Below are 12,453 nucleotides of genomic sequence, written 5' to 3'. Positions count from 1 at the left end.
ATCATAACCATGCTGTTTATAGTAAAAACGATTTAAATGATTAGGTGTTACAAAAACTATTTTAATTTATAATACTTTAACATATATTATAGAATACCGCCACCAGATTTTTCATTAGAATCTCTATTTTTTCTCGCAACCTTTCTGTTCTTTCCGCTACCAAATCGATAGGATAACCCCAAGTATATAGTTTGGGTTTCTCCCTGAAACTGTCCTTGTTGAGGATAGGGTATGTTACTGCTAAAACGAAATTTTTGAGTATTAAAAATGTCGTTAAAGTTGATGCTAAAAGTTCCTTTTCCTTCCAGAAAGTTGTAGCGTGCTCCAGTATTGATAAAATATAATTCTTTAGTTTTAAATTGAATTCCTTCTTGTGGACCTCTATAAAATCCAAAAAGCTGAAAGCTTATTTTCTTTGTAGCTTTAAAGCTGTTGCTAATTTTGAAGTTATACACAAAGGCATTCACCTCTCTAGCAGTTTGCTCCACCACTCCTTTTTGAGTTTGGCCATAAAAATCTAAACTAGCATTCACCCGCCACCAAGCACTAACCTTATACTGTGAAGACAGCTCAAAACCATAAGCCGTGTTGTTCTCAAAATTATCATACGTTAGTATTTGTCCATTTTCAATAGCTGGATTTTCAAGAAGTCTTTGATTAATTTCGTCGTTAACCAGTCTGTAAAAAGCGCCAGCAGTAAATGAACCTTTTTCTAATTTTCTAGTATAATTAAACTCAATAGAATTGGTAAATTGTGGGTCTAATGCAGGATTACCAACAGATGTAATTCTGGGTGTACTCCATTCTCGTATTGGATTTACCTGATTTAATCCTGGTCTATCAACACGACGACTATAGCTTAATTGATAGCTATTATCTTCTTCGGGAGCATAACTAATATACGCAGACGGATAAACAGTAATATAATCATCTTCAAAAATTTTCTGATTATCCAAAGTAGCGGTTACTTCATAACTTTCAACTCGTGCACCAATTTGGTAGGACCATTGCTCCAACTTTTTTCCGTAAGTAATATATCCAGAGTGAATGTCTCGATCATACGCATATTGAGAGTTTGGAAATAGTGATGATATGTATCTATTTTCAGTTCTTCTTAATCGAGCCTCGTAACCTACTTCTAATTTATCTGTTTCAGAAATTGGATTTATATAATCTAAGTTTATAGTGGTGTTTTCTCTTTTATTATCGATACGATCAATATAATTTTTTACCGATGGTGAAGTGCTTTCAAATAAAAACTCATCTGATTTATTTTGGTCTAATGTGTTATAATCAACCTCTAATTCGATAGTATGTTCCTCATCTTTAAAAGTATGTTTATAATCAAAATTATAGGTTGAAGTAGTATTCTCTCCTTCATTAATTAGGAGTTGTGATACATTATCTTGTGAGAAATTAGTAAATAAAATATCTGTGATACCCGTAGTATTACCTTTATAGAGATTTTGATTTGTATATAAAGACACTATATTATGATCATTTAAGTAATAATCGATACCAATTTTAAATAGATGAGATTTTGTGTTATCCAAAAAAGAAAAAACTTGTTGCGACTGCTCATCTTCTCTAAGTATAAAACCAGCTTGCGAATTTTTACGAGTAGTATTTCCGTAATTTCCAAACAGATTGAATTTACCACTACGATAGTTTAAATCGATCGAACTATTAAATCGCGCATTTTCATCAAAGTTAAGTCCAACATTTATATTTCCGTTTAGACCGATAGTACTATTTTTATGCAGAATGATATTAATAATGCCACTCATTCCTTCTGGATTGTATTTTGCAGATGGGTTTGTTATCAATTCGATTGATTTAATCGACGTTGAAGGTAGTTGTTTTAGTAACTGTTCGGCACTAATATTTGTCGGTTTACCGTCCAATAAAATTCTTACATTTTGATTGCCGCGTAAAGAAATATTGCCATCTTGATCTATGTTAACAGACGGGATATTGTTCATGATCTCTGCAGCACTGCCACCAGTTGTTGTAAGGTCTTTACCTACGTTAATCACCTTGCGATCTATCTTTTGCTCTATGGTGGTTCGTTCGGCTACAATAGTAACATCGTCAAGTGATGTTATTTCTTCGTTTAATGCAATAATTCCTAAATCAAAATTTTCATTTTTTCGTTGGATACTTAGCGAAGATGTATATGTTTCATATCCAATAAACTGAATTTTTAAAATGTAAGTACCACGTGATATATCGTTTAAAACAAAACTTCCAATTTCGGTTGTAATTCCTCCACTGATAATGGTGTTTTTCGAATCGTGTATGCTAATTGTAGCGTAAGGAATTGGCTCTTTAGAAATCTTATCGACAACTTGTCCTTTAACAGATCCTAGCATGATAGAATTTTGAGGTTGCGCATTTGCGAAGTATGTTAAGAATACTATACAAATAGCTGTAAAATACTGAGTTGATTTTTTCATTAGTTCGTTTTTTGATTGATTGATGTTTAACAATGTACTTTGTATAACCAACTACTTAATTGTGTTGATTTATTTTTTTACGTTGATGAGACGTATATGTAGGTAAGACGATAGTATGTAAAAATTGTTACATTGGATTTACAATTTTTTTTTAAAAAATAAAAGCCGCTCTTTTTAAAGGAGCGGCTTTCTATAATAATCAAATAGTAACACTAACCATCAACTATGAATAAAATTTGATTATTAACAATTAACTAACTAACTAAATCTATTAAAAATTATATCTTATACTAGTAAGACGAGTTTTGTTTTTTGATGTTACAGCGAAAACCTTCTTTTAACATAATCAAGATATATTTTAACTTTTACTTGCTATTGAACTTTAAAAAGAACTCTTTATTTGTAGGTAAACACAAAATTTCATGAAAAAAACTTTAGTACTCGGTGCCTCTACAAAGCCAAATCGTTATTCATTTTTAGCTATTGAACGTTTACGTCGATATGCTATCGATACAGTAGCATTAGGTTTAAAATCTGGTACAGTTGCGGATATCAATATCGATACCGAAAAAAAAATGTATCAAGAAATCCACAGTATAACGCTATATCTTAATCCAAGACGTCAAGTAGAATATTATGATTATATTGTATCTCTCCAACCTAAACGCGTAATTTTTAATCCTGGTACAGAAAACCCGGAGTTGTATAAAATTTTAAAAGAAAATGCAATCGAGATAGAGATTGCATGCACCTTGGTGTTACTTTCTACGAATCAATATTAGCCCTAAGAATGTAAGTAAACCATTTAAGATTAAAATAAAAAAACCAAACTCAAACCCAAACCAAGTTTTACTATGTACACTTATTCCATAAGATAAGAGTGGGGCAAGTATGGCAATTACAGGCACTAACATATCATGAATTTTCCATTTGGTAAACAGTCCAAATGCATATAATCCTAATAGTGGACCATACGTATATCCAGCAAATTCAAATAACTTTTCGATGACACTTTCGTCCTTAATTAGATATTTAAAGGCAATAATTACTAATACTAGGACTATAGAGAATAAAACATGTATTCTTTTTCTAACTACAATCTGTTTGATTGGTTCATATCTTTTTTCAATATTTAAAATGTCGATACTAAATGATGTTGTTAATGAGGTTAGTGCACTATCTGCGCTACTATACGCTGCTGCAATTAATCCTAATACAAAAAAGAATGCTATCCCCATTCCTAATGTACCCTGAGTTGCAATTTCGGGAAATAATTGATCCTTATGTACATCAATAGAATGTTGCGAAGCATATTCTGTAAGTAATAGTCCTAATCCAAGAAAAACAAAATTAACAATAGTTAATACAATAGTGAACCAGAACATATTCTTTTGAGCATCTTTTAGACTTCGACATGTAAGGTTTTTTTGCATCATATCCTGATCCAAGCCCGTCATCACAATGGCTATAAAGGCACCTGATAAAAACTGTTTCCAAAAATAGTTAGCACTTTTAAAATCATCAAAGAAAAACGTTTTGGATAAATCACTATCTAAAATATATCCCAATAAGTGAGTGCCCTGTAATCCCAAATCTGCAGAAATATAATAAATAGCTACCCCTACAGCAATGAGCATAAAAAATGTTTGTAAAGTATCTGTCCAAACAATTGTTTTGATACCTGATTTAAAGGTGTACATCCATATCAAGAGAATAGTAATAATTACCGTTACCCAAAAAGGTATCCCTATCGCATCAAACAAAATACTTTGTAAGACGTTTGCTACCAAAAATAACCTGAAACTGGCACCAACCACTCTTGACAGTAAAAAAAAACTGGCGCCAGTTATGTAAGCTCTGGGGCCAAATCTATTGTCAAGATACGTGTAAATAGAGGTTAAATTTAATTTATAATAGAGTGGTAATAAAACAGAACCAATAACTGCATATCCCAAAATATACCCAAGGACTACTTGCATATAACTAAATTGTGATGCTTCTACCCAACCAGGAACCGAGATAAAGGTTACTCCACTTAACGAGGCTCCAATCATTCCAAACGCCACGACATACCAAGGCGATTGTCGATTAGCTTTAAAAAAAGCATCATTGCCAGACTGTTTTCCAGTAAAGTATGATATCAATAGCAGTACACCAAAGTATCCGCCAATTAAGAGTATGATTTGTACAGGTTGCATGTATCAAAGTTTAAAATGTATCGCAAAATACAAATAATCTTGATGCACAATGCACAAGATAAAATAGTGCGCAATTAAATTAAGTACGAGGGCGTTCGAGCGGGCTATTCGCTGTAATCCTTGTCTTGTTTAAGCAAGACTTCGGGATTTTCACTACTATCCCTAACGCAAATTTTTGTTTTATAATGTTTTACGAGTATCACTTTCAATAGTGCCGTCTCGTAAACGAATGATGCGGTGCGCATGAGCAGCGACTTCTTCTTCATGTGTAACTAGAATCACCGTATTACCAGCTTTATGTATGGCATCAAATAGTTGCATGATCTCCAAACTTGTTTTTGAATCCAAGTTACCCGTAGGCTCATCGGCAAGAATGATAGAAGGTTTATTGACCAAGGCACGCCCAACAGCAACACGCTGTCGTTGTCCACCTGATAATTGATTTGGTTTATGATCCATTCTATCAGCCAATCCAACGTCTGTTAATACTTCTTCAGCTCTCATGGTGCGCTCTTTCTTAGAGGCTCCTGCATATATCATTGGTAAAGCTACATTTTCAAGTGCAGTTGTTCTTGGTAAAAGATTAAAGGTCTGAAACACAAATCCAATTTCTCGATTTCTAATCTCTGCTAATTCATCATCACTCATTTTACTTACATCATTCCCATTGAGAATATAAGTTCCAGCGGTAGGAGTATCCAGACACCCCAATAAATTCATCAAAGTAGATTTCCCTGATCCCGAGGGTCCCATAATTGCCATATATTCTCCACGTTTAATATCAAGATCAATATTTTTTAAAACATGAACAGTTTCTTGTCCCAATTGAAAATTTCTAATAATTCCACGAATTTCGATTACATTTTCCATACAATTAATTTGTTATGCCAATTTTAATATTGAGGACGTCAAAATAAAATATAATATCGAGACTAGAGTACGATGCTTTAATATCATCTAACATTAAACTTAAAAATAAGACGCAAATTCTAGTCATTAGTTACAATTTTTTCCTTCAATTATTGTAATTATACTTTAAATCATTTTCAACAGCAGCGTAACGAAAGAGTAATTCAAAAAAAAACTTTAAAATTTAAGTAAAAACTACCAGATGATTATAAAAATAGAGCGTACGTGATTTTTATTTAAGCATTATCAAGTGGATTTTTTGAAATAAAGTTAAAAGACCTAATAAACCTTACCCAAACGATCCTTTAAACGAGGTTACCATCTAATTACAAAGTGCTCTTTGACTTGCTCCTTTCTAATAAAAAGTAATCCATGGGTGTATAGATCTATAGAGACATTAAAAGCTTTATGATTATGTAAGGAACGCCATAAAGTTTCATTTTCTGATTGTACATAAATATTGCGCAATATTAAAATACTGTCATTATGCATAGCGTCTATGAGTTTATTGAGCAAGCTTTTTGACCTCACTAATTCGCTACTATCTATAAGTATAAGATCGTATTGTTCCTCTGTTATGGTATTTACGTTTTTGCAATTTGAGGTGTGTAACCGCATTATTGGTCCTAATGTGTTTTTTAGAGTATTTCCAATCAAAATTGAATTAACCCCAAAATACGAAGCCAACCTTATCAAAAGTTTTGCTTCTTTGATATTGATAGTAGTTGATTGTAAATAATAGTGCTCAAGCTTACGATTCAAGGAGTTTTTTGTACGACTATAAATACAACAAGTCACGAGTAAATACACAAATGGAGAGTGGACACCATGTTGGTTCGTAGAGTGCCACAAGAAGTTGAGATACGATTTGATGCGAATCTTGCGCATAATGTACTTTATTACGATAAATTATTGAGACTACATTATTCCATTTTTTCAGAAAGTTCTAGCCACCTAATCTCACCCTCCTCGATACTTTGAATAATTTTTTGAAGCTCAGACGAAGCATCATTAATTTGCTCTTGCGAAAGTGAAGTGTCCAGAAAAAGTTTTTCTAATTCGCTTTTTTTGAGTTCCCATTTTTTTAAATCACGTTCTATGCGATTAAACTCTTTTTGTTCGTTATACGATAAGCTTGTAGAGGTTTCTTTTTTCCAAGAATTTTTAGTTTTTACAGGAGTCTCATCATGTTCAGATGTTGTAATCTCTGGAGTTTTACTGTCTTCATAAATTCGATAATCGGTATAATTTCCTGGGAAGTCCTCAATAACGCCATTACCTTTAAAAACAAATAGGTGATCTACAATTTTATCCATAAAATAACGATCGTGAGAAACGACCAATAAACAGCCAGGAAAATCCAATAAAAAATTCTCTAAGACATTTAAAGTAACAATATCTAGATCATTAGTAGGTTCATCAAGAATAAGAAAATTTGGGTTTTGTATTAAAACCGTGCATAAATAAAGCCTTTTACGTTCACCACCACTTAATTTTTCGACAAAGTCATATTGCTTTTTACGATCAAAAAGAAATCGTTCTAATAATTGTTGGGCAGATATTTGTCTTCCTTTTTTTAAAGGGATGTATTCACCGAACTCTTTGATAACATCGATCACTTTTTGCCCCTCTTTGATCGTAATTCCTTTTTGAGTGTAATACCCAAACTTGATAGTCTCACCAAGAATAATTTTTCCTTGATTAGGTTGTATAGCCCCAGTCAACATATTGAGAAATGTAGATTTACCAGTTCCATTCTTTCCAATAATACCAATACGTTCACCTTTTTTAAAAACGTATTCGTACTTATTTAAAATTACCAAATCCTCAAAACTATGGGAGACATTGTGAAGTTCTAAAATTTTACTCCCCATACGTTCCATATTGATTTCTAGTTCAATAGCATGGTCATTGCGTCGTTTGTGTGCTCGCTCTTTGATTTCGTAAAAATCATCGATTCGCGATTTTGATTTGGTGGTTCTTGCTTTGGGTTGCTTGCGCATCCATGCTAATTCATTTTTGTATAGTTGTTTGGCTTTATTGGTATTGATCTGTTCGTTTGTGATTCGAGCTTCTTTGTTATCGAGGTAATATGCATAATTTCCTTTGTATGTATAGAGTTGTCCGTCTTCGAGTTCAACAATTTCATTACATACATTTTCTAAGAAATAACGATCATGGGTTACCATAAAAAGCGTAAAATTTTCTTTTGCAAAATATTCTTCGAGCCACTCTATCATTTCGAGATCCAAGTGATTCGTAGGTTCATCGAGGTATAATAAGTCAGGCTTGCTAAGTAAAATATTAGCTAAGGCTAATCGCTTTTTTTGACCTCCAGAAAGCATAGCAACTTTTTGGTCTAGATTTTCTAATTTTAATTTAAACAAAATCTGTTTATACTGTGTCTCAAAATCCCAAGCGTTTAATGCTTCCATACGTTCAAAAGCACTTTGATATGCGTCTGTATTATCTAAGTCTTTTAATGCTTTATCATAGGCATTAAGTGCTCTTAGAATTTCGTTATCCGCAGCAAAAATAGTTTGCTCGACAGTAAGTGTTGGATCAAGATCAGGTTCTTGAGGTAAAAAAGCAATTTTTAAGTCTTTGCGATAGACAACCTGTCCTTCATCAGGATGTTCTCCACCAGCTACTATATTAAGTAAAGATGTTTTTCCCGTTCCGTTTTTGGCTACAAATCCGATTTTTTGCCCCTCATTAATTCCGAAGGAAATATTCTTAAAAAGTATTCGTTCACCAAAAGACTTGGCAATATTTTCTATGGATACGTAATTCACAATGAAGTTACTTTATAATTATCTTATTAGTATAAAAAAGGTCTTTAAGATAACTGCGAGTAATTTGTGGTCATACGATTTTAAACGCACTAAAAACTCCTCGTAAGTTGATCATTAAAAGTGATGCAAAATAACTACAAATTGAACAATAAGTGATAGAATACTTTAAATACTTTTAAACTATATATTTACTAATAGTTATTTATTAGGAAAGTGATTTAAAGCTTTTTTTCTAATAGTTATAGCTATTAAAAAAATGAAAACAGCAACAAAAATGGCTATTCTAGCGATATAATCACCCGCGCGAACATAAAAGGTAATAGTTTTGTTTGTTGCCAATTGGCCTTTTAATACTCCTTGAATGCCGTAGGGTAACGATTGGGTGATCGTTCCTTTTTGATCTATAATCGCTGATATCCCAGTGTTAGCACTACGAGCAACACTTCTACGGGTCTCTATAGCTCTAAGGCGAGCATATGCAAGATGCTGTTGATGGCCTTGAGTGTTGCCCCACCAAGCATCGTTAGTAATAATTGCAAGAAAATTTGCTTTATTTCTAACATAGCCGGTTACAAACTCTCCATAAACACTTTCATAACAAATAATAGGAGCTACCCCTGTGCTATCCTTAGTAAAAAAAACTTCTCTATTTTCTTGTGTTGTTTTTTTTGCTACAGTTCCTCCTAAATCGATCATAGCATCCCCCAAAATTGGTTTGAGAACGCTTTGATAAGGAAAATTTTCTACACCGACAACAAGTTTTGTTTTATGATACAACTCGGTAGTACCGTCGGGTCTTACAAAAAAGGCAGAATTGTAATCGTCATAATAATCATTTGGACCCAATTGATTTGTTTGATCGTGAACCTTTTTTGGATCGTTAAATCGATCATACATCGAGATGCCCGAAACGACATGAGTTGCAGGATACTTATCAATTAATTGCTGAGACGTGCGCTTTGCAATAGAGTATTCGAATTGAGATAAATTGTTATTATCTGCAAATACAGTTTCTGGTGCTATAATGAAATTTACAGATGAGCTTATAGAGTCTTGTACCAATCTGGTAAGGAGTTCGCTTACTCGTACATCGGTGGTGTTATATTTTTCGGTATAAGGATCTATATTGGGTTGTACGATTAAAATTTCTTGTTTTAGTCCTGTTTCTTTATAGGTTTTTAGAATAATAAAAGAAAGTAATATAGGCGTCAAAATATAGGCGCTATTAAGTATAGCGGTGCGGATAAGGATTTTTTTCTCTCTATATATATTATAGCGTACCATACTTTTAAAAAGACTGATGTTAACTATCCAAATCCACAACGATCCGCCAAAAACGCCTGTATATTCGTACCACTGTATCCACGAAGTGTAGTTTGCAAACCCGTTACCAAGCGTTAGCCAAGGCCATGAAAACTCCCATTGTAAGTGCATGTATTCAAACCCTAGCCATAAACATATTAAAAATATAGAGCCGTTGGTAAATGTGGTACGTTTTGAGATTTTATGATAAATCAGAAAAACTAGTGACATTAAAAGGGTGTTTGCAATCTCGGCAAACCACATGCCAAAAGCGGTTGAGTTGTAAATCCACCATGTGGTACTAACATTCCATATAAAAAAAGTTAAAAAACTATATCCAAAGATTTTTAAACTTCCACGTTTATCACTCTTGAGCGCATGATCTATTAACAATAAAGGGGTAAAACCAAAAAAAAGTAACAAAGGAAAGCCGTAAGTAGGCCATCCAATGGCTAATATAAGACCTGAAAGTATTGCAAAAATTAAATTTCTCATACAAAAGTGAAGCTGATTGGTACGAAAATAAACCTAATTGTTTAGATAATTATACTTCTTCATATTAAAATGAATCACTTTGTAGCTTCAGAGTTAAATGTTAGGTAATTAGATTAAAAAATAATGATCATATTAAGACGATTTGAAGAATGTTGTGCTGGTTTTGTGTGATAGCTAAATAGTTTGCTATTTTTACGTAAATTTTATTACATGTGGATAAAAAAACAAGTGCCAAATATAATCACGCTCGCAAATTTATTTTGTGGGTGTATAGCAACTTTGTTGGCCGTACAAGGACATCTTGAAATGGCAGCTTTATTTGTGATGCTTGGAATATTTTTTGATTTCTTTGATGGTCTTGCAGCACGATTACTTAATGCACAAAGCGAACTTGGATTACAACTGGATTCTTTGGCAGATATGGTTACTAGCGGTGTTGTGCCAGGTATTATAATGTTTCAACTTTTGACTCAGGTTTTAGGAAAACCGTTTTATATAACTCCGCCAACTTGGGCTTCGGATCAGATATGGGCAAGTTTTGATAGCTCATATGTGTCCCTAATCGGTTTTTTAATTACTCTCGCCTCGGCTTATCGATTAGCAAAATTTAATGTTGATACCAGACAAACTAGTTCTTTTATTGGTTTGCCAACACCCGCCAACACATTATTGATTTTAAGTTTGCCTTTAATTTTAAAATTTGAGGCAGAAACTTGGATAGTTAAAATTATTTTAAATGAATATTTTTTAATCGCTTTAACTTTGCTGAGTTGTTATCTTTTAAATGCAGAAATAAAATTATTTGCTCTTAAATTTAAAACATGGAATTTTAAAGAAAATAAAATTCGTTACTCGTTTTTAATCATAACATTACTTTTAATTATTGTATTTAAATTTATTGCAATTCCATTGGTTATTCTGCTGTATATTTTGCTGTCCTTATTTTTCGGAAGTCAAACGGATGCTAAAATTTAAGAAATATGACGAGTGCTTAAGTATATAGAAACAGATAGATTAATTTGTCGGGAGCTATTAGATACCGATATCTATGGGATGTACACACTTGATAGTAATCCGTCTGTACATATTTATCTAGGTAATAATCCTGTAACTGATATTAGTAAATCACAAGAATATATAGCTAATATACAAAGTCAATATCGTCAAAACGGTATCGGTAGATGGGCTGTTATAGAAAAGGCTTCGGGTACATTTATTGGATGGAGTGGTTTAAAACTAATTACTGACGAAATTAATAAACAGAGTAATTATCATGATCTAGGTTATCGTTTTATACAAGACTATTGGGGTAAAGGGTATGCTACTGAAACCGCAGAAGCTTTTTTAAAGTATGGTTTCAAAATTTTAGAACTAAAGAAAATATGTGCTATTGCTGATGTAGCTAATATTAGTTCTAATAAAGTATTACATAAAATAGGAATGCATCCCATTAATACATTCCAGTATAATGGAGTATTGCACAACTTTTATGAGCTTACCAAATCTTGTTGGCAATTATAAGCAGTTGAATTAAAAATTAAAGTAGGATGAACCTTTAAAAGTCAAGTTTTTTCTTTCGAAGCTCAAAATTTTGACCGAGATAAACTTTTCTTACCATTTCATCTTCGGCAAGTTCTTCAGGTTTTCCTGCTTTTAAGATACTTCCTTCAAACATCAAATAGGTGCGATCTGTTATCGCTAAGGTTTCTTGTACATTATGATCGGTGATCAAAATACCTATATTTTTATTTTTTAATTGAGCAACAATGCGTTGGATATCCTCTACCGCGACTGGATCTACTCCAGCAAATGGTTCGTCAAGAAGAATAAAATTAGGGTCGGTTGCCAAGGCTCGAGCAATTTCGGTACGTCTTCTTTCACCACCACTTAATAAGTCACCTCTATTTTTGCGAATATGACCTAATCCAAACTCTTCGATAAGAGACTCCATTTTATGAAATTGCTCCTTCTTCGATAATTTTGTGAGTTGTAATACGCTTAAAATATTATCTTCTATACTAAGTTTTCTAAAGACAGAGGCTTCTTGTGCCAAATATCCAATACCGTTTTGAGCTCTTTTGTACATAGGATATTTTGTAATATCCATAGTGTCCAATGATATTTTCCCGCTATTAGGTTTTACCAGACCTACAATCATATAAAAAGAGGTAGTTTTACCAGCACCATTAGGGCCTAGTAATCCAACGATTTCTCCTTGATTGACCTCCAAAGAAATGCCTTTAACGACTTTACGTCCTTTATACGATTTGATTAAATTTTCTGCCTTTAATTTCATTT

General features: G+C 32.8%; 10 protein-coding genes. 3 read left to right on the top strand and 7 right to left on the bottom strand.

All coding sequences use genetic code 11. The annotated features are described in order from the left end of the window. Window positions 1–86: 86 nt before the first annotated feature. On the bottom strand, window positions 87–2,456 hold the full coding sequence (locus ACE939_RS09535) for a TonB-dependent receptor domain-containing protein (RefSeq protein ID WP_378185233.1): 2,370 nt from the start codon (window positions 2,454–2,456) through the stop codon (window positions 87–89). A 422-nt stretch (window positions 2,457–2,878) separates the two neighbouring features. Here ACE939_RS09535 and ACE939_RS09530 point away from each other — a divergent pair, with 422 nt between their 5' ends. Continuing rightward, window positions 2,879–3,238 carry a CoA-binding protein gene (locus ACE939_RS09530; protein WP_378185231.1) on the top strand — a complete coding sequence of 120 codons (360 nt, stop codon included), beginning with the start codon at window positions 2,879–2,881 and terminating at the stop codon, window positions 3,236–3,238. On the opposite strand, the gene ACE939_RS09525 is transcribed toward ACE939_RS09530, so the two are convergent. The 5 genes from ACE939_RS09525 to lnt all read right to left on the bottom strand — a co-directional run bounded on the left by ACE939_RS09525 (window position 3,215) and on the right by lnt (window position 10,155). Further along, window positions 3,215–4,654, bottom strand: coding sequence for a sodium:solute symporter (locus ACE939_RS09525; protein ID WP_378185229.1), 1,440 nt, complete (start codon window positions 4,652–4,654; stop codon window positions 3,215–3,217). The two genes, ACE939_RS09530 and ACE939_RS09525, sit on opposite strands and share 24 nt — an antisense overlap. A gap of 180 nt (window positions 4,655–4,834) precedes the next feature. Further along, window positions 4,835–5,524: an ABC transporter ATP-binding protein gene (locus tag ACE939_RS09520; protein WP_378185227.1), complete on the bottom strand. Its 690-nt coding sequence runs from the start codon at window positions 5,522–5,524 to the stop codon at window positions 4,835–4,837. 354 nt (window positions 5,525–5,878) lie between these two features. Beyond that, window positions 5,879–6,325, bottom strand: a complete 447-nt coding sequence (locus ACE939_RS09515) for a hypothetical protein (protein WP_378185225.1) — start codon at window positions 6,323–6,325, stop codon at window positions 5,879–5,881. 161 nt (window positions 6,326–6,486) lie between these two features. After that, complete coding sequence (locus ACE939_RS09510; protein WP_378185223.1) at window positions 6,487–8,358, bottom strand: ABC-F family ATP-binding cassette domain-containing protein; 1,872 nt, start codon at window positions 8,356–8,358, stop codon at window positions 6,487–6,489. Between the two features lie 198 nt (window positions 8,359–8,556). Further along, window positions 8,557–10,155: an apolipoprotein N-acyltransferase gene (gene lnt / locus ACE939_RS09505; protein ID WP_378185221.1), complete on the bottom strand. Its 1,599-nt coding sequence runs from the start codon at window positions 10,153–10,155 to the stop codon at window positions 8,557–8,559. A gap of 210 nt (window positions 10,156–10,365) precedes the next feature. Between lnt and ACE939_RS09500 the strand changes: the two genes are divergently transcribed. Both ACE939_RS09500 and ACE939_RS09495 read left to right on the top strand, forming a co-directional pair. Continuing rightward, on the top strand, window positions 10,366–11,130 hold the full coding sequence (locus tag ACE939_RS09500) for a CDP-alcohol phosphatidyltransferase family protein (RefSeq protein ID WP_378185219.1): 765 nt from the start codon (window positions 10,366–10,368) through the stop codon (window positions 11,128–11,130). Window positions 11,131–11,142: 12 nt separating this feature from the next. Further along, complete coding sequence (locus tag ACE939_RS09495; protein WP_378185216.1) at window positions 11,143–11,676, top strand: GNAT family N-acetyltransferase; 534 nt, start codon at window positions 11,143–11,145, stop codon at window positions 11,674–11,676. A 34-nt stretch (window positions 11,677–11,710) separates the two neighbouring features. Here the strand turns inward: ACE939_RS09495 and lptB are convergent, their stop codons facing one another. Then, the gene (gene lptB / locus ACE939_RS09490; protein ID WP_378185214.1) at window positions 11,711–12,451 is read right to left on the bottom strand and encodes an LPS export ABC transporter ATP-binding protein; all 741 of its coding nucleotides are present in this window, start codon (window positions 12,449–12,451) and stop codon (window positions 11,711–11,713) included. Window positions 12,452–12,453 lie beyond the last annotated feature (2 nt).

Source organism: Aquimarina rhodophyticola, assembly GCF_042434915.1.
Lineage (GTDB): Bacteria > Bacteroidota > Bacteroidia > Flavobacteriales > Flavobacteriaceae > Aquimarina.
The sequence above is the reverse complement of the archived record's forward strand: the minus strand, read 5'-3'. Positions and strand labels throughout refer to the sequence as shown.

What these genes read in the sequence shown, in the direction of transcription:
- ACE939_RS09535 (WP_378185233.1), bottom strand. Translation starts at nt 2,456, where the DNA reads ATGAAAAAATCAACTCAGTATTTTACAGCTATTTGTATAGTATTCTTA.
- ACE939_RS09530 (WP_378185231.1), top strand. Translation starts at nt 2,879, where the DNA reads ATGAAAAAAACTTTAGTACTCGGTGCCTCTACAAAGCCAAATCGTTAT.
- ACE939_RS09525 (WP_378185229.1), bottom strand. Translation starts at nt 4,654, where the DNA reads ATGCAACCTGTACAAATCATACTCTTAATTGGCGGATACTTTGGTGTA.
- ACE939_RS09520 (WP_378185227.1), bottom strand. Translation starts at nt 5,524, where the DNA reads ATGGAAAATGTAATCGAAATTCGTGGAATTATTAGAAATTTTCAATTG.
- lnt (WP_378185221.1), bottom strand. Translation starts at nt 10,155, where the DNA reads ATGAGAAATTTAATTTTTGCAATACTTTCAGGTCTTATATTAGCCATT.
- ACE939_RS09500 (WP_378185219.1), top strand. Translation starts at nt 10,366, where the DNA reads ATGTGGATAAAAAAACAAGTGCCAAATATAATCACGCTCGCAAATTTA.
- lptB (WP_378185214.1), bottom strand. Translation starts at nt 12,451, where the DNA reads ATGAAATTAAAGGCAGAAAATTTAATCAAATCGTATAAAGGACGTAAA.